22 protein-coding genes and 1 other RNA gene are annotated in these 25,241 nt (G+C 34.5%); 10 read left to right on the top strand and 13 right to left on the bottom strand.

The genetic code is table 11. From position 1 onward, the window contains the following. Nucleotides 1-221: 221 nt before the first annotated feature. The 6 genes from RMO83_RS12460 to pyrR form a co-directional block, all read right to left on the bottom strand. On the bottom strand, nt 222-1,475 hold the full coding sequence (locus tag RMO83_RS12460) for a nucleoside permease (RefSeq protein ID WP_310560025.1): 1,254 nt from the start codon (nt 1,473-1,475) through the stop codon (nt 222-224). Between the two features lie 113 nt (nt 1,476-1,588). Then, nucleotides 1,589-2,233 carry a pyridoxamine 5'-phosphate oxidase gene (pdxH, locus tag RMO83_RS12465; protein WP_310560026.1) on the bottom strand — a complete coding sequence of 215 codons (645 nt, stop codon included), beginning with the start codon at nt 2,231-2,233 and terminating at the stop codon, nt 1,589-1,591. A gap of 164 nt (nt 2,234-2,397) precedes the next feature. Further along, entirely contained in the window at nt 2,398-3,303 is a 906-nt protein-coding gene (locus tag RMO83_RS12470; protein ID WP_310560027.1) for a ribonuclease Z, read from the bottom strand. A gap of 125 nt (nt 3,304-3,428) precedes the next feature. After that, complete coding sequence (locus RMO83_RS12475) at nt 3,429-3,761, bottom strand: ribonuclease Z (protein ID WP_310560028.1); 333 nt, start codon at nt 3,759-3,761, stop codon at nt 3,429-3,431. Nucleotides 3,762-3,831: 70 nt separating this feature from the next. Beyond that, on the bottom strand, nt 3,832-4,758 hold the full coding sequence (locus RMO83_RS12480; protein WP_310560029.1) for an aspartate carbamoyltransferase catalytic subunit: 927 nt from the start codon (nt 4,756-4,758) through the stop codon (nt 3,832-3,834). 6 nt (nt 4,759-4,764) lie between these two features. Further along, nucleotides 4,765-5,304, bottom strand: coding sequence for a bifunctional pyr operon transcriptional regulator/uracil phosphoribosyltransferase PyrR (gene pyrR / locus RMO83_RS12485; RefSeq protein WP_310560030.1), 540 nt, complete (start codon nt 5,302-5,304; stop codon nt 4,765-4,767). Between the two features lie 282 nt (nt 5,305-5,586). Between pyrR and RMO83_RS12490 the strand changes: the two genes are divergently transcribed. Then, nucleotides 5,587-5,796 carry a hypothetical protein gene (locus RMO83_RS12490; RefSeq protein ID WP_310560031.1) on the top strand — a complete coding sequence of 70 codons (210 nt, stop codon included), beginning with the start codon at nt 5,587-5,589 and terminating at the stop codon, nt 5,794-5,796. 268 nt (nt 5,797-6,064) lie between these two features. Beyond that, nucleotides 6,065-6,238, top strand: a complete 174-nt coding sequence (locus RMO83_RS12495) for a hypothetical protein (RefSeq protein WP_310560032.1) — start codon at nt 6,065-6,067, stop codon at nt 6,236-6,238. A 316-nt stretch (nt 6,239-6,554) separates the two neighbouring features. Here the strand turns inward: RMO83_RS12495 and RMO83_RS12500 are convergent, their stop codons facing one another. Together RMO83_RS12500 and RMO83_RS12505 are read right to left on the bottom strand one after the other, a co-directional pair. Next, entirely contained in the window at nt 6,555-8,171 is a 1,617-nt protein-coding gene (locus RMO83_RS12500) for an ATP-binding cassette domain-containing protein (protein ID WP_310560033.1), read from the bottom strand. Between the two features lie 179 nt (nt 8,172-8,350). Continuing rightward, entirely contained in the window at nt 8,351-8,521 is a 171-nt protein-coding gene (locus tag RMO83_RS12505; protein WP_310560034.1) for a hypothetical protein, read from the bottom strand. Nucleotides 8,522-8,712: 191 nt separating this feature from the next. Here RMO83_RS12505 and fumC point away from each other — a divergent pair, with 191 nt between their 5' ends. Continuing rightward, complete coding sequence (gene fumC, locus RMO83_RS12510) at nt 8,713-10,098, top strand: class II fumarate hydratase (RefSeq protein ID WP_310560035.1); 1,386 nt, start codon at nt 8,713-8,715, stop codon at nt 10,096-10,098. A 466-nt stretch (nt 10,099-10,564) separates the two neighbouring features. Here the strand turns inward: fumC and RMO83_RS12515 are convergent, their stop codons facing one another. The 4 genes from RMO83_RS12515 to rnpB form a co-directional block, all read right to left on the bottom strand. Then, nucleotides 10,565-11,749 (bottom strand): acetate kinase, encoded by a 1,185-nt coding sequence (locus tag RMO83_RS12515; RefSeq protein ID WP_310560036.1) that lies wholly within the window; start codon nt 11,747-11,749, stop codon nt 10,565-10,567. An 85-nt stretch (nt 11,750-11,834) separates the two neighbouring features. Then, nucleotides 11,835-13,928, bottom strand: coding sequence for a phosphate acetyltransferase (pta, locus tag RMO83_RS12520; RefSeq protein ID WP_310560037.1), 2,094 nt, complete (start codon nt 13,926-13,928; stop codon nt 11,835-11,837). 66 nt (nt 13,929-13,994) lie between these two features. Further along, nucleotides 13,995-15,065, bottom strand: coding sequence for a magnesium/cobalt transporter CorA (gene corA, locus RMO83_RS12525; RefSeq protein ID WP_310560038.1), 1,071 nt, complete (start codon nt 15,063-15,065; stop codon nt 13,995-13,997). Nucleotides 15,066-15,489: 424 nt separating this feature from the next. Beyond that, nucleotides 15,490-15,813: RNase P RNA component class A (rnpB, locus tag RMO83_RS12530), an RNA gene on the bottom strand. 161 nt (nt 15,814-15,974) lie between these two features. Between rnpB and dnaX the strand changes: the two genes are divergently transcribed. The 3 genes from dnaX to RMO83_RS12545 all read left to right on the top strand — a co-directional run bounded on the left by dnaX (nt 15,975) and on the right by RMO83_RS12545 (nt 18,750). Continuing rightward, a complete protein-coding gene (dnaX, locus tag RMO83_RS12535) occupies nt 15,975-17,060 on the top strand; it encodes a DNA polymerase III subunit gamma/tau (protein WP_310560039.1) in 1,086 nt (361 codons plus the stop codon). 92 nt (nt 17,061-17,152) lie between these two features. After that, nucleotides 17,153-17,752, top strand: coding sequence for a hypothetical protein (locus RMO83_RS12540; protein WP_310560040.1), 600 nt, complete (start codon nt 17,153-17,155; stop codon nt 17,750-17,752). A gap of 218 nt (nt 17,753-17,970) precedes the next feature. Continuing rightward, nucleotides 17,971-18,750, top strand: a complete 780-nt coding sequence (locus RMO83_RS12545) for a class I SAM-dependent methyltransferase (RefSeq protein WP_310560041.1) — start codon at nt 17,971-17,973, stop codon at nt 18,748-18,750. A gap of 61 nt (nt 18,751-18,811) precedes the next feature. On the opposite strand, the gene RMO83_RS12550 is transcribed toward RMO83_RS12545, so the two are convergent. Continuing rightward, complete coding sequence (locus tag RMO83_RS12550) at nt 18,812-19,474, bottom strand: hypothetical protein (RefSeq protein ID WP_310560042.1); 663 nt, start codon at nt 19,472-19,474, stop codon at nt 18,812-18,814. Nucleotides 19,475-19,768: 294 nt separating this feature from the next. Here RMO83_RS12550 and RMO83_RS12555 point away from each other — a divergent pair, with 294 nt between their 5' ends. The 4 genes from RMO83_RS12555 to secA all read left to right on the top strand — a co-directional run bounded on the left by RMO83_RS12555 (nt 19,769) and on the right by secA (nt 25,033). Continuing rightward, nucleotides 19,769-20,455, top strand: coding sequence for an ABC transporter ATP-binding protein (locus tag RMO83_RS12555; RefSeq protein WP_310560043.1), 687 nt, complete (start codon nt 19,769-19,771; stop codon nt 20,453-20,455). Nucleotides 20,456-20,539: 84 nt separating this feature from the next. Then, nucleotides 20,540-21,109: a cob(I)yrinic acid a,c-diamide adenosyltransferase gene (locus RMO83_RS12560; protein ID WP_310560044.1), complete on the top strand. Its 570-nt coding sequence runs from the start codon at nt 20,540-20,542 to the stop codon at nt 21,107-21,109. A 196-nt stretch (nt 21,110-21,305) separates the two neighbouring features. Further along, nucleotides 21,306-21,527 (top strand): DUF2795 domain-containing protein, encoded by a 222-nt coding sequence (locus RMO83_RS12565; protein WP_310560045.1) that lies wholly within the window; start codon nt 21,306-21,308, stop codon nt 21,525-21,527. A 164-nt stretch (nt 21,528-21,691) separates the two neighbouring features. Further along, entirely contained in the window at nt 21,692-25,033 is a 3,342-nt protein-coding gene (gene secA / locus RMO83_RS12570) for a preprotein translocase subunit SecA (protein WP_310560046.1), read from the top strand. The last annotated feature ends 208 nt before the right edge of the window (nt 25,034-25,241 follow it).

The following is a 25,241-nucleotide window of genomic DNA, read 5'->3' on the forward strand; positions in this document are numbered from 1 at the left end:
ACAATTTTAAGCTCCGATTCAACCAAATCAAGGAACAAATTGTTTTTTGGCTTAATTATTTGTTCAACTTCTATCCTGAAAATAATATTCCTATTTTTGTGGAAATTAAAAATAGCTCTTTTTAAGGGTTGACTATTTAGAAATTCTTAATACAACGCTGTGAATCAGAAAGATCTATTTTGATAACAATCAATTTCTTTTTGTACTGAAACTTCAAGTCTCTAATGACTCACATTTGCCACTTCCTCGGGATTGTGTTTGTGCTTAAATAATATCGCAAAAGCGATTGCTATTACCAAAGCATAACCTGCAAAACTCAGCCAGATACTATGCCAATCCCTTAATCCATTATGAGTGAAGAATTTATCAATCGCCCAACCAGAAGTAAAACTACCTAGTACAGCTCCCACTCCGTTAGTCATCATCATAAACAATCCTTGAGCAGAAGATCGGTTTTTAGAATCTGTATTGGTCTCTACAAATAAAGAACCCGAAATATTAAAGAAATCGAATGCCATTCCGTAAACAATACACGACAAGATAATCATCCACAAACCACCTGTTGGATTTCCAAAAGCAAACAAACCAAAACGTAAAACCCAAGCAAACATAGAAATTAGCATCACTTGCTTGATACCAAATCGTTTCAAGAAAAAAGGAATAGCTAGGATAAACAGCGTTTCTGAAATTTGAGAAATAGACATAATTATGGTAGAATATTTTACCACAAAGGAATCGGCGTATTCAGGAACGTTCTTAAATTCATCTAAAAACACATCACCATAAGCATTAGTCAACTGCAAAGCACCGCCCAAAAACATTGAAAAAATAAAGAATAACGCCATTTTATAATTAGCAAAAAGTTTAAAGGATTCTAATCCTAATGTTTCTATGAACGAAGCATTTTCTTTTGTTAATCGTTGTGGCTTGCATTTTGGCAAAGTAAAAGCATAAACACCCAAACTCACTGCTGCAATTCCCGCAATATAAAATTGATACGCTGTTGCTTTATTGCCTGTTAAATTGGTAATCCACATGGCGACAATAAAACCAACAGTTCCCCAAACTCGAATAGGTGGATAATCCTTAATAATGTCTTTATTATTCAATTTGAGAGAAGTAAACGAAATAGAATTACTTAAAGCAATTGTTGGCATATAAAAACACATAGCCAATAACATCACATAAATAAAATTGGTTGGAGTTGCAATTTGTGGAAGACAAAACAAAATAGCTGCATATAAAATATGTAAAATTCCATAGAGCTTTTCTGCATTCATCCATCTGTCGGCAATGATTCCCGTTAAGGTTGGCATAAATAAAGACGCAATTCCCATTGTTCCGAAAACCAAGCCAAATTGTGTTCCATCCCAACTTTTAGTCCCAAACCAAAAATTAGCAATTGTTATCAGCCAAGCACCCCAAACAAAAAACTGAAGAAAACTCATTATTGTGAGCCTATTTTTAATATTCATTGTAATGTATTTAAATTTAAAAAATATTGTAGATTGGGTAAAACTAACAATAATTTGAGAGATTTGAGCAAAATATGGTGATTTTTGCCAAAATTGAATTTAATCCACAAACATTAGGGCGCAAGTCGGTCTATTTTCCAAAAATAATCATCTTGCAGCTGATACCGAATTCTATCGTGCAAACGGTTTGGTCTTCCTTGCCAAAACTCCACCGCTACCGGACGAACTAGGAAACCACCCCAATAGTCAGGTCTTGGAATTTCCTTGCCTTCAAAATCATTTTCCAATTGTTTTAAAGATTGTTCTAAAACACTTCGTGAAGCAATAATCTCACTTTGGTTAGAAACTATCGCTCCTAATTTGCTTCCTGTTGGTCGGGATTCAAAATAACCATCTGAAATATTTTCTGGAATTTTCTCGGCTACTCCTTTTATAATAACTTGGCGTTCGAGTGTCGACCAAAAAAAAGAAAGACATACATTTGGATTCTCGGCAATAGCCCTACCCTTTTCAGAATTATAATTGGTATAAAAAATAAACCCTTCATAAGTAAATTGCTTCAACAACACCACTCTCGACTTCGGAAAACCATCTAAACCGAGTGTCGAAACAGTCATCGCATTCACTTCGTCAACTCCTCCAAAATCCTCTACTTCGTGAAACCATCTGTTGAATAAATTGATTGGATCTTCGGGAATATCAGTTTCCAAAAGTTCATTCTTTTCGTACGATTTTCTATAATTGCTTAAATCTTCCATTTTGATTTTCTTTAGTTGCAAAAATAAGCAAACTTATTCTCATAAAAGACTTTACTACTACTGTATTATTCTGGCTATTTGTCACGCTGTAAGCGTCTCAATTATGTTGCTCTCGCGCTTTGAGACGCTTACAGCGTAACAAACGAAGTAGTTATTATAGTAAATCAAAATTCAAAAGATTTCCCATCATCTGCCAAGAGAACATTCGGAAAAATAGTTTCGGCTTGTTCTTTAAAGAGTTCAATACTTTCATACCGAGTAGAATAATGTCCTAAAACCAATTGTTTAACATTGGCTTTCAGAGCCATTGTTGCAGCTTCTTTTGCAGTGGAATGCATCGTTTTTCCTGCCAAAGCTTCCTCCGAATCCAAAAAAGTAGATTCGTGATACAAAACATCAACCTCTTTTATAATGGGAATAATGCTTTCATCATATGCGGTATCAGAACAAAATGCATAACTCATTGACGGAACGGGGTCAAATGTCAATTGGTGGTTTTCAATGACTCGACCATCATCTAATGTGATGTCTTTACCGTTTTTGATATTTTGGTAATAACATTTGTCAATGTCGTAGTTTTGAACAGCATTCAAATTCAATTTTCGTTCTCTAAGTTTCTCCTGAAATAAAAACCCATTAGTATAAACCCTATGTTTCAAAGGAATTGTTTTTACGATTACTTTATCGTCTTCAAATACAACTTCACTTTCTTTAGATTCCAATTCGTGAAAAAACAAGCCATACTTTGTCCAAGAATTAGACAATCGCAATTGTAGATTGATGATTTCCTTAATTCCTTTGGGTCCATAAATATGCAAATCAGTAGTTCTGTTCAGCAAGGCAAAAGTAGAAATCAAACCTATCAGTCCAAAAAAATGATCGCCGTGTAAATGCGAAATTAAAACATGATTGATTTTAGAAAACTTGATTTTATTTTTGCGCAATTGCACCTGAGTTCCTTCGCCACAATCAATGAGAAATAATCGATTCCGGATTTCCAAAACCTGTGAAGTAGGATTGGTAAAAGTACGTGGTGTGGCTGCATAACAGCCTAGGATGGTTAGATTCATTAGCAGTGGTCAGTGGTCAGTATTGAGTGGTCAGTTGCATTAATCAGTCATCAGTTGCAACAATCTGAATTGCTTCGCCAGTTCGCTGTCGCTCGGGTCAAAAATCGTTATTCTTCAATCAAAAATCAAAAACCGAGATCTCTCTCGATTTCCTCCATTTCGATAATATCGTGAGCTTCTTGCACAGACCGAACCACTGCAAGTTTGTCTGAAACAGCATTAAAATCTGATTCCGAAGTGACTAAAACAAAAGATTTTTTAGCTTTTTTATGTGTTTTGGAAAGCGGTAAAAAACTTTCAATCGCTTTGATTGATAGCGTTTTATACATTCTAATATCAACAATAATATTGCTTTTTTGAAACGTTTTATATTGGTCCGATAATTTCACAAGAAATGAATCCAAATCACCTTGTGTGTCTTTTAGGATAACGGTTTGCCCTTTTTGTTCTACTTTCATAACGCTAAATATTATAGTAATTCTATTTTAAAAAGAAACTTAATTCTTTAAAATGGATGCAGAATAATAATTATTGAATTTTTGATGCCAATAAATAAATTACTGCCATCCTAATCGCAACTCCATTTTCAACTTGATTCAAAATTACGGATTGTTTGGAGTCGGCCACGTCTGATGTGATTTCTACTCCACGATTGATTGGACCTGGGTGCATAATCACTATCTCTTTATTCAGAGAATCGAACAGGGTTTTGTCCAATCCGTATTGCTGTGCGTATTCTCGAGTGGAAGGGAAAAAATTCACATCCATCCTTTCATTTTGCACTCTGAGCATATTGGCTACATCACACCATTCTAAGGCTTTACGTAAATTAGGTTCGACCGTAACTCCAAGTGATTCAATATACCGTGGAATGAGTGTTTTGGGACCGCAAACTTTCACTTCGGCGCCTTGCATTTGCAAAGCGTAGATATTAGAAAGTGCAACTCTGGAGTGCAAAATGTCACCCACTATTACTACTTTTTTTCCAGCAACTTCACCCAATTTTTCACGAATAGAATAACTGTCCAGCAAAGCCTGTGTTGGATGTTCGTGTGCTCCATCACCAGCATTTACGATACTTGCTTTTACATTTTGTGACAAGAAATGCGCTGCTCCAGGACTGGAATGTCGCATCACCACCATATCGACTTTCATAGCAAGAATATTGTTTACGGTATCAACAAGAGTTTCGCCTTTTTTCACTGATGACTGCGCTGCCGAAAAGCTAATCACGTCAGCCGACAACCTTTTTTGGGCTAGTTCAAAAGAAAGCTTGGTTCGCGTACTGTTTTCGAAAAAGATATTGGCAATAGTAATGTCGCGAAGTGAAGGAACTTTCTTGATGGGACGATTAATAATTTCTTTAAAATGATCGGCAGTTTCAAAAATAAGGTCAATATCTTTCTTGTTGATATATTTAATTCCTAATAAATGATTTACACTTAACTCGCTCATTTTATACTATTTATTAATTAAATAAACGGCATCTTCACCGTCTTGTTCCTTCCAACATACTTTGACCTTCTCGTCATTGATAGCATCCACCTGACGACCGCGATAATCGGGTTGAATAGGCAAATGACGACTAAAACGACGGTCAATAAGCACCAATAATTCAATTTCGGATGGACGTCCAAAGGATTGAATAGCAGTCAATGCCGACCGAATACTCCGACCTGTATATAAAACATCGTCTATAAAAACGACTTTTTTATTTTCGACAATAAAATCAATTTGAGTTTTGTTGGCTTCCAAAGGTTTGTTTGTTCTGCGGAAATCATCTCGAAAGAAAGTGATGTCTAAATAACCCAAAGCAATTTTTGGAATACCATATTCATTTACCAATATCTCTTTTAATCGCTCCGCCAAAAAAGTACCTCGAGGCTGAATACCAATTATAATAGAATCGAAAAAATCAAGATGTTTTTCGATTAATTGACATGCCAAACGATGCAGAATGATATTGACTTCCTTTGAAGTGAGCAATACTTTTTGACTCATAATGAAGTGTGGTTTGGGATACAAATATAAGAATTATGACTTATGAATTATACATTATGAGTTGTGAATTAATAAATAAATTAAATTGCAGTGATTACAACAATTTTTAATGCGTATGGTAAATCCCAAATTATAGTGCAACATTTAATTATTTCACCGTATAATAATTATATAACATTTTTAGAAAATTGTGTAATAAAGCAAATTAGTTCTTAGTCTACTTTTGTTATAGCTACAATTACTTCATATGGAGTGAATTTAATCAATGCAAATGAATACATTATGAAAGAGAAAATACCAAAAATAGTATTGCTTTCAGTGCTATTAGTTTTAGTTTCAAGTTGTTCAATAATAGAACACACATTTAAATCTGGCATAGGCATTATTGCGTTTTTTGCAGCTGTAATTTTGGCTGTATTAGTTTTGGTGATAAAAAAACTTATGGATGGATACAAAATTCTGATGCATTATGACGGTAATTTAAATTTCTAATTTAATTGAACACACTTTATTTCAATCACAACATTTTAATATTGTACGTTATTTTTTGAAAAGCCTCTTTATAAAACTAATAATTCTCTTTTAAAATATATTTTGCGGAGCAATAATTGGGCAGACTATTTATATTCTTCCCTCGATAACAAAATTATATAACATTAATACTAAATTATATAATGAAAACAATTTGCTTTTAAGATAATTTTATAAAAAATACAGTGTCATTAAATACTGTAAATCAAATGTTTAAAACCAAATAATTATGAAAGAAAAAATTGCAGGAATCCTTATGATTTCGTTAGTATTATTGCTAGTTTCTAGCTGCTCAGTTGTCGAAGGCATATTTAAAGCTGGTGTTGGTGTTGGGGTGTTTTTTGTTGTTGTCATTGTAGCTGTTATAGTTTTTGTCATAAGTAGATTCACAAGTAGGAAATAATAAGACACCACAATACTGCTTAAAATGAGGTAGTTACAAAGTCAATTGTTAATAAACTTTCTATAAAATTTATGCAAAATAAAATAACAACCTTAGTCTTATTCGTAATATTAATGTTGCCCACAAGCAGTTATTCAATGCCTGACGCTATATTTCAAATTGGGCTTGGAACTGGAATCTTTGTTGTAATAACTATTTTGGTAATTATCATTTATGTGATAAGTGAAATAAGATCAAAAAAAGACATAAAAGATAAGTCATAAAAAATCCCGCAAGCAGCGGGATTAAGTCTATTCTCTATTTTCTATTCTCTCTTCTAAGAATACATCTTAGTTCGTAATTCTTGTACTGCGTCGTTATCCAAGTATTCATCGAAAGTCATATAGCGATCAATAGCACCATTAGGGGTTAATTCGACAACTCTGCTAGCAACTGTTTGAGAAAACTCATGATCGTGTGTGGTAAAAATCACCGAACCTTTAAAGTTTTTTAAGGAATTATTAAAAGCTGTAATTGACTCTAAATCTAAATGATTCGTAGGTTCGTCAAGCATCAAAACATTAGCACGTTGCATCATCATACGTGACAACATACAACGTACTTTTTCGCCTCCAGACAAAACACGACAAGTTTTTAATGCTTCTTCGCCTGAGAAAATCATTTTACCCAAAAAGCTACGAATATTCACTTCATCACGTTCTTCTTCGGTTTTTACCCATTGACGCAACCAGTCTACTAATGAATCGTCACTCTCAAAGAAAGAATGGTTTTCTAGTGGTAAATACGCTTGCGTTGTGGTCACTCCCCAATCAAAAGTTCCCGAATCTGGTTTCTGATTTCCGTTAAGGATTTCATAGAAAGCGGTTGTGGCGCGAGAATCTTTCGAAAAAAGTACAATTTTATCGCCTTTGGCCATATTCAAATCGACTCCTTTAAACAAAATATCTCCATCAACCGAAGCGCTTAGATTTTGTACATTCAAAATTTGGTCTCCTGCTTCACGCTCTTGATCAAAAATAATCGCTGGATAACGACGGCTAGATGGCTTAATCTCGGAAATATTCAATTTAGAAATCATTTTTTTACGAGAGGTTGCTTGTTTTGATTTGGCCACATTCGCAGAAAAACGACGGATAAATTCTTCTAATTCATGCTTCTTTTCTTCAGCTTTCTTGTTTTGTTGTGCCCGTTGTTTGGCCGCTAATTGACTGGATTCATACCAAAATGTATAATTTCCGGAATAATGATTGATTTTACTAAAATCAATATCGGAAATATGCGTACAAACCGCGTCTAAAAAATGTCTGTCGTGAGAAACCACTATTACGGTATTTTCATAATTGGCTAAGAAATTTTCTAACCAAGCGATGGTTTCAAAATCCAAGTCGTTGGTAGGCTCATCCATTATCAGTAAATCCGGATTTCCGAATAAGGCTTGCGCCAAAAGTACTCGAACCTTTATTTTTCCTTCCAAGTCACCCATCAAAGTATAATGGTTTTCCTCGGTTATTCCCAAATTTGAAAGCATTGAAGCCGCATCAGAATCCGCATTCCAACCATTCATTTCTTCAAATTGTACTTGTAACTCTCCTATTCTATCGGCATTCTCATCGGAATAATCCAAATATAATGCATCCATTTCGGTTTTAATTTTATATAAAACCTTGTTACCCATCATTACAGTTTCTAGGACCGTATGTTCGTCAAACATATTGTGATTTTGATTCAAAACCGACATTCGTTTTCCGGGTTCTAAGTGAATATTTCCCGATGTGGGATCCATATCACCAGAAATTATTTTTAGAAAAGTAGATTTTCCAGCTCCGTTGGCTCCAATAACGCCGTAAATATTTCCGTTGGTAAAAACCGTATTTACTTCGTCAAATAAAATTCGTTTGCCAAACTGAACTGATAAATTATTGATAGATAACATAAATTATATTTATAAAATTTTTGCAAAAGTACAAAAAAATTGACCAATTTAAAATTCAATAGTAATGTAAAGATGAATAGATTTCAATAAAAAAATGCTAATGGTCATTAAAATATTCCACTTTTAAACAAAAAAAAGGACTCGTTTTCACGAATCCTTTTTTTTATTTGAGAACCAATCTAAACTGATTGCTCAGCTTTCTTTTTTGCCTTTTTCTCTTTATAAGCTTCCCAAGTTGCTCCGCCAACCCAATAGGATACGAAACCAACCAAGAAAAACATTAACCAAAATCCTATGGTAAGGACGGTCAAGAAAAGTAAAAAACCTAAATACTGTGTAAAATCAAACATTTTTTCCGGAATTTTTGAATGTAGGCACAAATGTATGTTTAATATTTTTTCTTAGCAATAAATAGTGGATAATATTTTTTATAAACCCAAGTAATTTGTAATTTTAGAAACATTTGAATTCCATTTCTTAAACTATTACAATTGAATTTGTTTAAAAAAGAATTTAATATAAAATCCAAAACAATCCTAAAATGAAGTACAGAATAGAAAAAGACACGATGGGTGAAGTGCAAGTTCCAGTTGATAAATATTGGGGGGCACAAACAGAACGTTCCAGAAATAATTTCAAAATTGGACCGTCAGCATCAATGCCTACAACAATCATTGAAGGTTTTGCTTATCTAAAAAAAGCTGCCGCTTACGCCAATTGCGATTTGGACGTTCTTCCAATCGAAAAACGGGATGCCATTGCAGCTGTTTGCGACGAAATCCTTGGCGGAAAACTAGCAGATGAATTTCCACTCGTGATTTGGCAAACAGGTTCTGGGACACAAAGCAATATGAACGTGAACGAAGTCATAGCCAATCGAGCGCAAGTGTTAAAAGGTTTTGCCATTGGCGAAGGCAAACAATTTATCAAAGCCAATGACGATGTCAATAAATCACAATCTTCCAACGATACTTTCCCAACAGCAATGCACATTGCAGCGTACAAAATGGTGGTGGAAACAACTATTCCTGCGGTCGAAAAATTAAGAGATACGCTTCAAGCAAAAGCTTTAGAATTTAACAATGTGGTAAAAATTGGCCGAACTCATTTAATGGATGCCACGCCTTTGACTTTGGGACAAGAAATTTCGGGTTATGCAGCGCAATTGAATTATGGATTGAAAGCGATCAAAAATACTTTGGCGCATTTATCTGAAATTGCTTTGGGTGGAACTGCCGTTGGAACCGGATTGAACACACCTCTTGGATATGACGTAAAAGTGGCCAAATATATTGCGAAATTTACTGGACATCCTTTTGTAACGGCACCCAACAAATTCGAAGCTTTAGCAGCTCACGATGCCATTGTAGAAACTCACGGTGCTTTGAAACAATTAGCAGTCTCCTTAAACAAAATTGCAAACGATATTCGAATGTTGGCTTCTGGACCGCGCTCAGGAATTGGGGAAATTCATATCCCAGAAAACGAACCAGGTTCCTCAATTATGCCTGGAAAAGTAAACCCAACGCAATGTGAAGCTTTGACCATGGTTTGCGCACAAGTGATGGGAAATGATGTGGCAATTTCTGTTGGAGGAATGCAAGGTCATTATGAATTGAACGTTTTCAAACCAATGATGGCTGCCAACTTTCTCCAATCGGCGCAATTATTAGGCGATGCTTGCCTGTCTTTTGAAGAACATTGTGCCAGCGGAATCGAACCCAATTACAAACGCATCGAAGAATTGGTCAATAATTCTTTGATGTTGGTTACGGCTTTGAATACTAAAATTGGCTATTATAAATCGGCTGAAATTGCTCAAACCGCTCACAGAAACGGAACAACTTTAAAAGAGGAAGCTATTCGATTAGGATATGTTTCTGCCGAAGATTTTGATGCTTGGGTAAAACCTGAGGATATGGTTTGAAATGATCTGGATGACCCTCGGCTAAGCAGAACTTAATAATTTTGGGGTTGGAAACTGAGTTTCTGAGGAGAACTGAACACTTTTGGGGTTGGAAACTACGTTTCTGAGTAGAACAGAACACTTTTGGGGTTGGAAACTGAGTTTCTGAGTTGAACTGAACGCTTTTGGGGTTGGAAACTGAGTTTCTGAGTAGAACTGAGCACTTTTGGCGTTGGAAACTGAATTTCTGAGCAGAAATGAACAATTTTGGGGTTGGAAACTGAATTTCTGAGTTGAACTGAACGCTTTTGGGGTTGGAAACTGAGTTTGTGACTAGAACAGAACTTTTTATTAATGTAGCGGAGTTACAATAATTCAGGTATATTTAAAGGAGTTTGTAAAATAACAAGATAAGGATTGAAAAAAATTATGTTATAAAAAACCTAATAGGTTTTTAAACCTATTAGGATTAACTGTACGACCTGTATTAAATCGAAAGCAATCCAAAAACCTGATGTGCAATTTCGATTTCTTCATTCGTTGGAATGACTAAAATTTTAGCTTTCGATTGTGGTAAATTGATTTCACGGATTGCTGCTGAACGCAAATCATTTTTAGCTTCATCGAGTTCAATCCCAAAATACTCCATATCGGTACAAACTAACTTTCGCATGTACGAAGAATTTTCTCCGATTCCAGCTGTGAAAATAATGGCATCTAAACCGCCCAAAACGGCTACATAAGAACCAATATATTTCTTGATTCGATAGGCATTCATGTGTAAAGCTAATTGACAGTCTTTGTTTCCTTGCTCGGCATTGGATTCAATATCTCGCAAATCACTAAACCCAGTTAAACCAAGCATTCCGCTTTGCTTTTGCAACATTGTATTGACATCTGCCAGAGAATAACCCAATGAGTTAACCATATAAAAGATAACTGATTGATCAACATCACCGCTCCGAGTTCCCATTATCAAACCATTCATTGGGCCAAAACCTAAGGTAGTATCAATACTTTTTCCGTCCTTTATTGCCGCCATACTGCATCCGTTTCCTAAATGTATCGTGATAATTTTGGAACTATTTTGCAAATATTTAATGGCTTTTTCCGAAACATACTTATGACTTGTGCCGTGAAAACCGTAAACTCGAATTTTATTTTCAGTTAAAAGGTAATTGGGTAACGCATATTTATGCGCAACAACCGGAATTGTTTGGTGAAATGCAGTGTCAAAAACAGCAACTTGCTTAGCAGTGTTAAAAATTTCTTCCGCTACAATTATTCCTTCCAAATTGGCAGGATTATGCAATGGCGCCAACTCAAAAAGTTGTTTTATTTTATCTTTTACTTTTTTATCGATGATTGTGGTATCTGAAAAAGCTGCGCCACCATGAACCACACGATGACCAACAGCTTCAATTTCTAGTGTGCTTTTAATCACCCCAACTTTTTCATCCATTAATAAACGAGCGATTTTTTCCAAGCCTATTTTATGATCGGCAATTGGCATTGTTTTTTCTATTTTATCCTTTTTGGTTACATAACTTAAATTGGATGTTTCTAATCCAATTCTGTCAATCATTCCCGAACAAATGACTACTTTAGACGGCATTTCTATTAATTGGTATTTTATGGAAGAACTTCCCGAGTTTATTATTACTATTTTCATTAATATTTTATTAAAAGATTAAAAAATTGAAATATTAAAAGATTAATTTTTAAATCATTAAATATTACAATCTTTAAATTAAAAGCTACAATCCTTGTGCCTGAATAGCTGTAATAACAACCGTGTTTATAATGTCGTCAACGGTGCAGCCTCGGCTTAAATCGTTAACTGGTTTGTTTAATCCTTGCAACATTGGACCAATTGCCAATGCTCCTGTTTCCCTTTGAACGGCTTTGTAAGTGTTATTTCCTGTATTCAAATCAGGGAAAATCAAAACGCTAGCGTGTCCTGCCACTTCAGAATTGGGCATTTTACTTTGTCCAACTTCCAAATCTACTGCGGCATCATATTGAATTGGTCCTTCAATTTTCAAATCAGGGCGTTTACTTTTTACAATTTCTGTGGCTGCTCTAACTTTTTCAACCTCATCCCCTTTTCCTGATGAGCCCGAAGAGTAAGAAAGCATCGCCACTTTGGGTTCAATCCCGAAAGCTAAACTTGAATCTGCCGATGATATAGCAATTTCAGCCAACTGTTCTGCGGTTGGATTTGGATTAATGGCACAATCGCCAAAAATCGAAACGCGATCCTCTAAACACATAAAAAATATTGAAGAAACTACAGAAGAATTGGGTTTAGTTTTAATAAATTGTAACGCAGGTAAAATAGTGTGTTGAGTAGTATGTGCAGCACCAGAAACCATTCCGTCGGCGTGACCTTTGTACACCATCATTGTTCCAAAATACGAGCCGTCTTCCATCAAGTCTTTAGCAATTTCCATAGTCATTTTCTTCTCTTTTCGGAGCTCGTAATAGGTATTCACATAGTCATCATAATTTTTATCTTTTCTTGGATTGATAATCTGAACTTTTGTGAAATCCATATCTAAGCCCAAGTCAGCAACTTTGCTAACAATTTGCTTTCTATCACCAAGAATCGTAATTTCAACAACATCCATCAACAATAATCGAGCAGCCGCAATAAGAATTCTATCGTCGTTCCCTTCTGGTAATACAATATGTTTACGGTATTTTTTGGCTCTTTTTACCAAATTATATTGAAACATTTTTGGAGTCATTCCTTCCACTTCAAATTTTATGAATTTATCGGTTAAGCTGTCGATATCTACATATTTTTCGAAAGTATCTATTGATGTTTGAATTTTTTGTTTGTTATTGGCATAAATTTTAGATTTTATATCGCCAATTCTATTAGTAATTACATAAGTACCTTCATTTACTACAATAATGGGCACTATTGGCGAAAGTCCTTCTATTAATTTAAGAATGGTATCTTCGGGAATAATATTTCCGGTTAAAACAATTCCAGAAATAGAGGGATAATTTTTTGATTCATTAGCTTGTAATGCTCCCAATATAATATCGGCTCTATCACCAGGAGTGATGACTAAACCATCCTGTTTTAGATGCATCAAATAGTTTCGAAGTTGCATAGCACCGACACTAAAACTGGATATTTGATTGTTTAAATAGGCTTCACCAAATAAAACTTTGGCATCTAATTCTTTGACAACTTCCTGAACTGTTATGTTTTTTAAACTAGAAATCAAGGGAATTGCATTTACCAAAACCCCTTCTGGTAAATTCTTTTTAAGTCCCGATTTAATTAATTCCAAATTTTCTACTTGCACTTTATTGGCAATAACAGCCAAAACTTCTACATCTTTTAACTTGAAGGAATGATACGCAAGACAAAGGCTGTCTACTAATTCGTCTAACGATTTTCCGATACCCGATCCTATAATTATTGCTGGAATACCAAGGTTTTTTGCAATCAGCACATTAGTATCCATTTCAATTGCTGTGCCCTCACCTATAAAACTAGTACCTTCAACTAAAACAAAATCAAATTGTTCCTCAATTTTTTTATATTTCTCGATAATCAAATCTATGACTTCTCCGAGTTTTCCTCTGTTTTTCTTTTTTATTAATTTGCTTTTTTTGATGGCATATGCATCATTAAAATCGATGTCTAAACCAAAATGATTGATTACAGTATCAATATGATTGTCTAACTCGCCATCTTCAAAATCTTCGACTATAGGTCTAAAATAACCCACTTTGGCCGTTTTGCCAATAAGCATACTCATTAATCCCAAAGTAACTATTGATTTGCCACTAGTTTCCTCATTTGTAGCTATATATATCGCTTTGTTCATTTTTAAATTCTTTAAATTTATTATAATTAAATTCAACTGTTTTATGCAAAATCTCTTTTTAAACTTTCAAAACCAATGCTGCCTTTTAAAGTAAAAAAGCATTCCTAAAAATATTAAAACCATAAAACCAATCACAGTATAATAACCGTATTCGTATTCCAACTCTGGCATATTTTGAAAATTCATCCCATAAACTCCTGCAATAAAAGTAAGCGGAATAAAAATAGCAGAAACTACCGTTAAGGTTTTCATTATTCCATTCATTTTATGATTTTGTGCTGAAAAATAATAATCTGAAGCGCTATGTAAAGAACTCATATCAGATTCTATTTGTTCTAAAAGTTCCAAACTTTTTTGGTGCAATCGGGCAAAAAAAGTAAAGTTATCCGCTTCAATACCATTAAAAATAATGTCATCTTTTATACTTTTGATGTCATACAAAGAATCTCGTAATGGAATAATAGATCGTTTTAGGAAGTTAAAATTATCTCTATGTTTCTCAATTTTTTCTAAAATTATGGGGTCAGTACTATTTTTAGTTTGATCAATCAAAACCTCTATTTTATCTTCTTCGTTTTCTAAGGTGATGTAGAAATTTTCCATAATAGAATCTAAAAGAATATAAAGCAAATAATCCGCTTTTTTGGATCTGACAATTCCTGAATGAGTTCTAATTCGTTCCCGAATATGCGTAAAAAAATCACTCCTTTTTTCTTGGAAGGAAATCAAAACGCCCTCTTTTATCAAAAAACTAATTTGTTCGGCGCAAATATTATCGGTGTCACCTGAAGGCAACAATGATTTTATATTAAAAAATAAAATGTCTTGCTGTTCTTCAATTTTAGTTCTTCGGGTGGTATTCAAAATATCGGCAAGCATAAAGTTGTCCACTTCAAAATAGTCACTAATCGATTTCAAAAAATTTAAATCATTCAAGCCATGTATATTAAGCCAATTCGTTTTCTGATTATCAATATGTTTTTTTAAATCAGAAACATTAAAGTCAGCAAATTCAGCAAATTTAACATCATCATAAACAAACAGTTGCATTTCTGAATCTGTCCTTTTATGAATTCCAGTATATTCCAAATTGTACGGTTGGGCTTTTCTACCTTTCTTATATTTGATTTTTCTCATCCAATTTTTTTTATGTAGTAATATTACGAAAATCTTTTAAAGTGAAAAATGATATTTGTCATTAGTTTCAAAAAGTACTAGTAAAGCAACATAATTAATCGAAGTTCAAAATTAATTAAAAATAAAAAGCACATTTATGAGATTAATCATTTGATTTTTCTAAAAAAAGTTATTGCAGAATTGTCAAGTAACACAACTAATACAAATGTTTGAATAAAAAAAATTATGTAGAGCAAATCATTATGGAGAAAAATGATATGTATCGTTGTTATAAAACTAACCTCTTGGCAGAGCGCCAGAAGTAGTAATGAAATAATTAGGTGCAGAATAATCGATTTTAAAAAATACTTATTAATCTCTGAACCGATTTCGCCTCGGCGGACGAATAAACGAAGTAATCTGTAGTAAAAAAATAAATTTTTAATAAAAAAGCAGACCTGTAAGCCGGATTCTGTCTCCAATAAATTGGAGCCTTATCATTTATCTAGGCACGCAATTGCTCGCGTGCTCCATCTTTCTACCCTTCGACAACGGGCGAGCACCCTTAAATGCCGATATACTTGAAATTTCACCGCATAGAGTTTACCTGGTTTCACTACAGCATTACCTGTACATACTTTCTGTTGCACTTGTCCTAGAAGACTCTGAAATAAATTCAGAGTCAACCGACGGGCGTTACCCGCTATGCTTCTCTTTGGTGTCCGGACTTTCCTCCCCGATACATCGGGACGATAAGGCGGTCTGCGGTGCAAAAGTATGGATTTTAGAATTTAGATTACCGTTTTTAGATTTTAGATTTTTGATTTCTGCATTGTCATTGAAATTGCAATTAATATTGATTATTTTTTTGGAATTTGGCATTTGCTTTTTGATTTTTCAAAACCTATATTTGCTAACCAATAAAAATCTATGGAACAATTTGTAGTATCGGCTCGAAAATATCGTCCACAAACATTTAATGATGTTGTGGGACAGAAAGCCATTACCAGCACTTTGTTGCACGCCATAGAAAGCAATCACCTTGCTTCTGCCTTATTGTTTACTGGTCCTCGTGGCGTTGGAAAAACAACTTGCGCCCGAATTCTTGCTCGAAAAATTAACCAACCCGGTTATGACGATCCGAACGAAGATTTTGCTTTCAATGTTTTCGAATTGGATGCCGCTTCAAACAATTCTGTGGATGATATCAGGAATTTGATTGACCAAGTTCGGATTCCGCCACAAACCGGACAATATAAAGTGTATATTATTGATGAGGTGCATATGTTGTCTTCGGCAGCCTTTAATGCTTTCCTGAAAACATTGGAAGAACCCCCAAAACACGCCATTTTTATATTGGCTACGACCGAAAAACACAAAATTATTCCGACGATTCTTTCTCGTTGTCAGATATTCGATTTCAAAAGAATTACCGTAAAAGATGCTAAAGAACATCTTGCAGAAGTGGCTTTTAGTCAAGGCGTAAATTGTGAAGACGATGCTTTGCACATTATTGCACAAAAAGCGGATGGTGCTATGCGGGATGCTTTGTCCATTTTTGACCGCGTGGTTTCGTATTGTGGAAATAATTTGACGCGTCAAGCTGTTACCGAAAACTTGAACGTGCTGGATTATGAAACATATATCACAGTAACCGACTTGATTTTAGAAAATAAAATACCGGAATTACTAATCGTTTTTAATGATATTCTAGCCAAAGGATTTGATGCGCATCATTTTGTTTCAGGATTAGCGACGCATTTCAGAGATTTATTGGTTTCGAAAACTCCTTCGACATTATCATTATTGGAAGTGGGCGAACAAGCTCAAATATTGTATGGAATTCAATCTCAAAAAGCTTCTCAAGATTTCTTATTGAAAGGAATTGAAATTGCGAATGACTGTGATTTGAAATATAAGTTGAGCCAAAACCAGCGATTACTTGTTGAACTTTGCTTGATGCAATTAGCCTCTATCACCTTTGATGGAGAAAAAAAAAAGTTGAGTCCTTTATAATTCCACCCACTTATTTTAGGAGAACTGATTATTCGATCGTAGAAGTTGTTAAGGAGGTTGCAGATAGCAGAACGCAGGTTTCAGAAATCAGTTTGCAGAATCCAGAGGTAAAAGCTGAAGTTAAAGAACCAAAAACTTCAGATTTAATTGTTTCAACCGAAACCCAGCCCGAGAGCTACGCTCGAACTGACGAACTGAACCCAAAACCCGTAAACCAAGATCTTTCTGGAGAAACTAAAGTTTCGGCATTATCTCTATCGAGTATTCGTGCCAAAAGAGAATTATTGCAAAACACCCGAGGAATTGTAAAAGAAGAAGTTCGTCTTCCTACTGAAGCTTTCAACGAAACAGATATGTTGTTGCAATGGAACAAATATGCCCAACGGTTGAGCGATAAAGGTCACAAAATAATGGAATCGCTTTTGTTAATTGGAGTCCCAAAATTAGAAGGAACAACTATCACTCACGAACTGCCAAACGATAGTACAAAAATTGAATTTGAATCGGAAAAACTAGAACTATTGGGGTATTTAAGAGGCAAACTTCATAACCATGATATTACTATTGAGGTTATTGTGAATGAAAAAGTAGAAAATAAATTTGCATTTACACCCAAGGATAAATACAATAGATTAAATGAAATAAATCCTAATTTAGAGCTACTGAAGAAGACATTTGATTTGGATATTTAAAATTCTAAATCAAAAGACATTTTAGTTCAAAGATTTTATTTAATAAATAAAAAAACTAAAATTTCAAAATAAAATCTAATTTTTACTGGCACTTAAACATCATTATAAGAAATTTTTAAATGTTTAAAATCTTTCGAATTTTGAATTTTTAACATTGTGATAACAGTGTTTTGAGCACTTTTATCTTTTCATCTAAGCCTTTTTTCTCAATATTATTTATGCTATTTCAAATAAAATCCTATCTAAAATTCCTTTGGCATTCTAAAAACGAACATGCGGTGCATTCTCCATTTGTGTTTACTTTGATTACCAAATGTTTTTACGACAAGAAGCCTAGAACAGAATATGCGGTTTTAAAAAACTATCGAAATTCACTTTTAAAAAGCAAAAAAACAATTGAAGTAATTGATTTTGGTGCTGGTTCCAAAGTCTTCAAATCAAATACTAGGCAAATAAGTAAGATTGCCAAAACCGCAGGAATTAGCCCGAAACGAGCCGAGTTATTGTTTCGAATAACCGATTATTTTCAACCGGAGACTATTTTAGAAATTGGCACTTCATTAGGTTTAGCCACTTGCGCCTTGTCATTGGGAAACCCAAAAGCATCAATTATAACCTTAGAAGGTTGTCCTAATACATCTAATCAATGTCAATTGCAATTGCAAAAATTCAATATCAATAATGTGGAATTAGTATTAACGGAATTTTCATCATACTTCTCCACTTCTAACTTCCAACTTCTAACTTCGAACCTTATTTTTTTCGACGGCAACCATTCGAAAACTGCAACTTTAGAATACTTCGAATTATTATTATCCACTGTAAGGAATGATTCTTTATGGATTTTTGATGATGTTCATTGGTCACAAGATATGGCAGAAGCTTGGGAAATAATAAAAAAACATCCAAAAGTAACTGTAACCATAGATACTTTTCAATGGGGTTTGGTTTTCTTTAGACAAGAACAACTAAAACAGCATTATGTAATTCGTACATAAAAAAAATGACGATCATTGCTGACCGTCATTTTCTTGAATTAATAACTAACCATTTTAATTATTATTCTTTTGCGTCTTTCATTTCTTCAGATTTGGCTCCCATTCTATTCACTTTTATCATAGGTGCAAATTTGAATTTCAATCCAGCAATTTTTCTATTGTCCTCTTTAGTAAGACCTTCTTTTTCAACTGTATTTTTTCTTGAGTCCAATGCTTCATACATCAATTTAATTTCATCCCAATCTTCGCGAGAATAACTATCTTTATTATCCTCAGCTGTATGTATAAAAGTTTGGTAAACATCGTGAATATTTGCTGCATTTACCCAGGCAAAACTCATATCATCACCAATTTTTCCTTCGCCAAACAAGGCATTTCTCAATCTTTGTTTTGAAGTTACAACCGGAGCAACAACAGTTTTAACCACCGTTTTAGTTCTAATAACTTCGTACTTACCTTTACTTGCAATTATTCTTTCCTGTGCTTTCACACTATCCTTCAAGTTAGCTAAATTAGCTTCAGCTTCACTCACTCTTAATTGATAGGCTGCATCAATTCCTTCCCAATTGTTTTGGGCATCTTCCGTTGAAATTTTTTCTATCGAATCGACATAGACAACATAATTATCAACAGCCTTTTGGGCTTTAACTTCTTTTTCGTCTTTGCATGATGCAAATCCTAAGGCAATTAACGTAATGCCAAAAAATAAATTTCTAGTTTTCATAATTTTGATTATTTTAAATTTTATTCAACAAATTTATGTTGAAGTGCATTATTTTCAATTTTAATCCAAAAATTATGCAACAAATTATAATAATTATGATAAATCGCTAAAAAGTGAGTACTTTATATCAATTGCAAACTCCTAAATACACTCTAGAACGTATAAATCTGACTATAAAATGTAACTAATTTAAAAAAAATACTACCTATCAATAATTCAAAAGTCTTTTGTACTTTTAAACCAAAACTTTAATGACTCGCCAAGACAGTCGAGGCGATAAATTGTATATAAAAAATGTCAAATTCATTAATAAAAATTACCAACATCAAACGAGATTTTGCGCTTGGAAATGAAATCGTTTATGTGCTAAAAGGCATTGATTTAGAAATAAAAAAAGGCGAATATGTGGCATTAATGGGGCCTTCTGGTTCAGGAAAATCTACATTGATGAACCTTTTGGGTTGTTTAGACACTCCTACTTCTGGTTCTTACATTCTTAACGGAAAAGACGTGAGTCAAATGCACGATGATGAACTCGCCGATATTCGAAACAAAGAAATTGGCTTTATTTTCCAAACCTTCAACCTTTTGCCTCGAACCACTGCGTTGGATAATGTAGCTTTGCCTATGATTTACGCCGGATATTCAAAATCAGAGCGAAATATTCGTGCCACCGAAGTTTTGAGACAAGTTAATCTTGCTGACAGAATGGACCATCAACCCAATCAATTGTCAGGAGGACAACGCCAGCGTGTAGCCATTGCAAGAGCTCTAGTGAACAAACCTTCTATTATTCTCGCTGATGAACCTACCGGAAATTTGGACAGCAAAACATCCGAAGAAATTATGGTGCTTTTAGAAGAAATTCATAAAAGCGGCAACACTATAATTGTGGTAACCCACGAAGAAGATATTGCAGCGCACGCCAAAAGAATTATTCGTATGCGTGACGGAATGATTGAAAGCGATACTATAAAATAATTTTAAACTGCAGACTTTAGATTTCAGAATGCAAATCTAAAATCTTTAAATTTAATTCCGATTATTGGAACTAAAATCAACATAATGAAAATCTACACAAAAACAGGCGATAAAGGAACAACAGCACTTTTTGGCGGAACGCGAGTTCCCAAAGACCACAATCGCATAGAAAGCTATGGAACAGTTGACGAATTAAATTCCTACATTGGATTAATTCGCGACCAGGAAATGAATCAACATTACAAAAACATTCTCATAGAAATTCAAGATCGTTTGTTCACCGTTGGAGCCATTCTTGCCACTCCGCCTGAAAAAGAAGTAAAGAAAAACGGAGAATTGCGTTTGAAAAAACTGGGGATTGTAGAAAGTGATATCGAATTACTTGAAAACGAAATTGATACAATGGAAGAAGCGCTTCCGCCAATGACTCATTTTGTTTTGCCTGGAGGGCATACAACTGTGTCATATTGTCATATTGCTCGCTGTGTTTGCCGCCGTGCAGAAAGGCTAGCAGTGCATTTAGACCATAATGAACCCATTGCCGAAATCGTGATTATGTACCTAAACCGACTTTCTGACTACCTTTTTGTCTTGGCACGAAAGTTGTCGAATGATTTGAACGCTGAGGAAGTAAAATGGATACCGAGGAAGTAGGATTTCAGATTGAAGATTAACGATTTTTGATTTTAGATGTATTTAAAACATACATTTTTTAAATCAAAAATCGTAAATCCGAAATCAAAACTCAGCAATCTATTACACGTTCTTAACTTTAACAAAAAATAATTCGATTTTTACTTGTATTTTTCAGTAAAAAAATTATTTTTGCACAAAACTAAACAGACATAAGATGTATTGGACATTAGAATTAGCATCCTATCTGAGTGATGCACCGTGGCCTGCTAACAAAGACGAACTTATTGACTACGCTATTAGAGCTGGAGCTCCATTAGAAGTAGTGGAAAACCTTCAATCTATAGAAGATGAAGGGGAGATATATGAGTCAATGGAAGAAATCTGGCCGGATGATCCTACTGACGAAGATTATCTTTGGAACGAGGATGAATATTAAACAAAATATCAAGAAAAAAGTCTCAAAAGAGGCTTTTTTTTTGTTTAAATTTACACACTCTAATTGAGAAAATATCAAAACTAAAATTATTAAAAACAATAATTAAGATTACCATTTGAATAAGTTTCAATTCGTAATTCGTAATTCGTAATTCGTAAATAAAAATGAGTTTCATAAATAGCATAATCAAAGCCTTTGTAGGAGATAAATCTCAAAAAGATGTCAAGGCTTTGCAACCTTATCTAGCGAAAATTAAAACCTTTGAAAGTGGACTAGCTGCGTTGTCAAATGACGAACTGCGGTCAAGAACAGTTTTTTTTAAAGAAAAAATAAAACAAGATCGTTCCGAAAAAGATTCAAAAATTGCATCACTAAAAATAGAAGCAGAAAGCATAGAAGATATTGACAAACGCGAAGATATTTACGTGGCAATTGATGCTTTGGAAAAAGAAGCTTACGAAATTTCGGAAAAAACATTGATGGAAATTCTTCCAGAAGCCTTTGCAGTAGTTAAAGAAACTGCAAGACGATTCAAAGAAAATACTCAAATACAAGTAACTGCAACCGCTAAGGACAGAGAACTTTCGGCTACTAAAACGTACATTACCCTTGATGGCGATAATGCTATTTGGTCTAACTCTTGGAATGCTGCTGGAAAGCAAATTACCTGGGATATGATTCACTATGACGTCCAATTGATTGGCGGAATGGTTTTGCACGAAGGTAAAATTGCCGAAATGCAAACTGGTGAAGGAAAAACATTAGTAGCTACATTACCTCTTTATTTGAATGCTTTAACCGGAAACGGTGTGCATTTAGTGACCGTAAATGATTACTTGGCCAAACGTGATAGTACTTGGAAAGCTCCGCTATTCGAATTTCACGGATTGACTGTAGATTGTATCGACAATCACCAACCCAATTCTGAAGGACGAAAAAAAGCATACGATTCTGATATTACCTACGGAACAAATAACGAATTTGGTTTTGATTATTTACGAGATAATATGGCGCATTCGCCAGACGATTTGGTACAACGCAAACACAATTACGCCATTGTTGATGAGGTCGATTCGGTTTTAATTGATGACGCTAGAACTCCATTGATTATTTCTGGCCCAGTTCCAGAAGGTGATCGTCATGAATTTAATGAGTTGAAACCAAAAATCGAAAATCTGGTAGCGCTTCAAAGACAATTAGCCAACGGATTTTTATCGGAAGCCAAGAAGTTAATTAAGGAAGGCAATACCAAAGATGGTGGATTCTTATTATTGAGAGCACACCGAAGTTTACCAAAAAACAAAGCATTAATCAAGTTTTTGAGTGAGGAAGGAATAAAACAATTGCTTCAAAAAACTGAAAACCAATACATGCAAGACAACAATCGCGAAATGCCAAAAGTGGACGAAGCGTTGTATTTTGTTATTGAAGAAAAAAACAATCAGGTAGAATTGTCTGATAATGGAATTAAATTCCTGTCGGGTGATACGGATAGTAATTTCTTTGTTTTACCAGACATTGGAACTGAAATTGCCATTATTGAAAAGAAAAATCTCGAGAAAGATAAAGAAGCTGAGGAAAAAGAAAAACTATTCCAAGATTTCGGTGTAAAAAGCGAACGTATTCATACTTTGACACAACTTTTAAAAGCGTACACGCTTTTCGAAAAAGATGTCGAATACGTAATTATGGATAACAAAATTATGATTGTCGATGAGCAAACCGGTCGTATAATGGACGGTCGTCGTTATTCTGACGGCTTACACCAAGCGATTGAAGCCAAAGAAAGCGTGAAAATCGAAGATGCAACCCAAACTTTTGCAACAGTAACACTTCAGAATTATTTCAGAATGTACAGCAAACTAGCAGGTATGACTGGAACTGCAGTAACCGAAGCGGGTGAGTTATGGCAAATCTATAAATTGGATGTGGTAGAAATTCCTACGAACAAACCAATGACCAGAAAAGACAAAGAAGATTATATTTACAAAACTACTCGTGAAAAATTCAATGCCGTAATCGAAGATGTTACTGAATTATCGAACGCTGGAAGACCAGTTTTGATTGGTACAACTTCTGTAGAGATTTCGGAATTATTAAGTCGAATGTTGAAAATGCGTGGTATAAACCACAATGTTTTGAATGCAAAAATGCACAAACAAGAAGCGCAAATTGTAGAAGAAGCGGGTAAATCTGGTGTTGTAACTATCGCTACGAATATGGCGGGTCGTGGAACGGACATTAAATTGTCTGCCGAAGTAAAAGCGGCTGGAGGTTTAGCCATTGTGGGTACTGAACGCCATGATTCACGTCGTGTTGACCGCCAGTTGCGTGGTCGTGCCGGTCGTCAAGGAGATCCAGGAAGTTCTCAGTTTTATGTTTCACTAGAAGACAACCTGATGCGTTTGTTTGGTTCAGAAAGAGTGGCCAAAGTAATGGACAGAATGGGATTAGAAGAAGGTGAAGTGATTCAACATTCGATGATGACCAAATCTATAGAAAGAGCTCAGAAAAAAGTCGAGGAAAACAACTTTGGTGTACGTAAACGTTTGTTAGAATATGATGACGTGATGAATGCACAACGTGAAGTGGTGTACAAACGCCGTCGTCACGCTTTGCACGGAGAACGTTTGAAACTAGACATCGCTAATATGTTGTATGACACTTGCGATTTAATCGTAACTGACAATAAAGCAACTAATGATTTTAAGAATTTTGAATTCGAATTGATTCGGTATTTCTCTATCACATCTCCTGTTACTGAAAGCGATTTCACTAAATTGACAGATATTGAATTGACTGCGAAAGTATATAAAGCTGCTTCTCAATTTTATGCTGAAAAAACGGAACGTAGCGCTAGAGAAGCATTTCCTATCATTAGTAATGTATATGAAGACCAAAACAACCAATACGAACGTATTATTGTTCCGTTTACCGATGGAATAAAATCGCTCAATGTGGTTACCGATTTGAAACGCGCCTACGAATCGAAAGGAAATCAACTGATTGCTGATTTTGAGAAAAACATCACTTTGGCCATTGTAGATGAAGCTTGGAAAAAACATTTACGCAAGATGGACGAGTTAAAACAATCGGTTCAGTTAGCGGTTCACGAACAAAAAGATCCTTTGCTTATTTATAAATTCGAAGCGTATAATTTGTTTAGTTCGATGTTGAATGGTGTGAATAAAGAGGTGATTTCGTTCTTGTTTAAAGGCGATTTGCCGCAACAACAAGCTCCAGCGATTCAAGAAGCAAAACAAGTGAAAGTTAAAGAAAATTACAAAACGAGTAAAGACGAAATTGTTTCCAGTGAAAGTGCCAATCGTGAAGCAGGGCAAACACAACAACGTCAGGTTACAGAAACTATAGTTCGCGATGCACCAAAAATTAATCGCAATGATACCGTGACAATTCAAAACGTGGCAAACGGGCAAACACAAGAAATGAAATATAAAAAAGCCGAAAGTTTGATAGCCAACGGAACTTGGGTTTTGGTTCACTAGTAAAATATAGATTTCATTTCAATCCTCAATTGCGAAAGTAGTTGGGGATTATTTTTTAAATTTGATATACTTAGTCATTCCTTAAAAATGAATTAACAATTTGATTGTTAATAACTTGTGATTAAATTCAGTTGAAAACAGTACTTTTAAATCGCCAAAAAGTGTATATTTCGGTATAAAAAAGTGGCAATATGTTAGGCAAAATAAA

Origin of the sequence: Flavobacterium sp., from assembly GCF_031423415.1 — a bacterium.
Lineage (GTDB): Bacteria > Bacteroidota > Bacteroidia > Flavobacteriales > Flavobacteriaceae > Flavobacterium.

What these genes read in the sequence shown, in the direction of transcription:
- RMO83_RS12515 (WP_310560036.1), bottom strand. Translation starts at nt 11,749, where the DNA reads ATGAAAATAGTAATAATAAACTCGGGAAGTTCTTCCATAAAATACCAA.
- RMO83_RS12505 (WP_310560034.1), bottom strand. Translation starts at nt 8,521, where the DNA reads ATGTTTGATTTTACACAGTATTTAGGTTTTTTACTTTTCTTGACCGTC.
- RMO83_RS12460 (WP_310560025.1), bottom strand. Translation starts at nt 1,475, where the DNA reads ATGAATATTAAAAATAGGCTCACAATAATGAGTTTTCTTCAGTTTTTT.
- secA (WP_310560046.1), top strand. Translation starts at nt 21,692, where the DNA reads ATGAGTTTCATAAATAGCATAATCAAAGCCTTTGTAGGAGATAAATCT.
- RMO83_RS12560 (WP_310560044.1), top strand. Translation starts at nt 20,540, where the DNA reads ATGAAAATCTACACAAAAACAGGCGATAAAGGAACAACAGCACTTTTT.
- RMO83_RS12490 (WP_310560031.1), top strand. Translation starts at nt 5,587, where the DNA reads ATGAAAGAGAAAATACCAAAAATAGTATTGCTTTCAGTGCTATTAGTT.
- RMO83_RS12475 (WP_310560028.1), bottom strand. Translation starts at nt 3,761, where the DNA reads ATGAAAGTAGAACAAAAAGGGCAAACCGTTATCCTAAAAGACACACAA.
- pdxH (WP_310560026.1), bottom strand. Translation starts at nt 2,233, where the DNA reads ATGGAAGATTTAAGCAATTATAGAAAATCGTACGAAAAGAATGAACTT.
- RMO83_RS12470 (WP_310560027.1), bottom strand. Translation starts at nt 3,303, where the DNA reads ATGAATCTAACCATCCTAGGCTGTTATGCAGCCACACCACGTACTTTT.
- pta (WP_310560037.1), bottom strand. Translation starts at nt 13,928, where the DNA reads ATGAACAAAGCGATATATATAGCTACAAATGAGGAAACTAGTGGCAAA.
- RMO83_RS12495 (WP_310560032.1), top strand. Translation starts at nt 6,065, where the DNA reads ATGAAAGAAAAAATTGCAGGAATCCTTATGATTTCGTTAGTATTATTG.
- pyrR (WP_310560030.1), bottom strand. Translation starts at nt 5,304, where the DNA reads ATGAGTCAAAAAGTATTGCTCACTTCAAAGGAAGTCAATATCATTCTG.
- RMO83_RS12545 (WP_310560041.1), top strand. Translation starts at nt 17,971, where the DNA reads ATGCTATTTCAAATAAAATCCTATCTAAAATTCCTTTGGCATTCTAAA.
- RMO83_RS12555 (WP_310560043.1), top strand. Translation starts at nt 19,769, where the DNA reads ATGTCAAATTCATTAATAAAAATTACCAACATCAAACGAGATTTTGCG.
- RMO83_RS12480 (WP_310560029.1), bottom strand. Translation starts at nt 4,758, where the DNA reads ATGAGCGAGTTAAGTGTAAATCATTTATTAGGAATTAAATATATCAAC.
- dnaX (WP_310560039.1), top strand. Translation starts at nt 15,975, where the DNA reads ATGGAACAATTTGTAGTATCGGCTCGAAAATATCGTCCACAAACATTT.
- RMO83_RS12550 (WP_310560042.1), bottom strand. Translation starts at nt 19,474, where the DNA reads ATGAAAACTAGAAATTTATTTTTTGGCATTACGTTAATTGCCTTAGGA.
- RMO83_RS12565 (WP_310560045.1), top strand. Translation starts at nt 21,306, where the DNA reads ATGTATTGGACATTAGAATTAGCATCCTATCTGAGTGATGCACCGTGG.
- corA (WP_310560038.1), bottom strand. Translation starts at nt 15,065, where the DNA reads ATGAGAAAAATCAAATATAAGAAAGGTAGAAAAGCCCAACCGTACAAT.
- RMO83_RS12500 (WP_310560033.1), bottom strand. Translation starts at nt 8,171, where the DNA reads ATGTTATCTATCAATAATTTATCAGTTCAGTTTGGCAAACGAATTTTA.
- fumC (WP_310560035.1), top strand. Translation starts at nt 8,713, where the DNA reads ATGAAGTACAGAATAGAAAAAGACACGATGGGTGAAGTGCAAGTTCCA.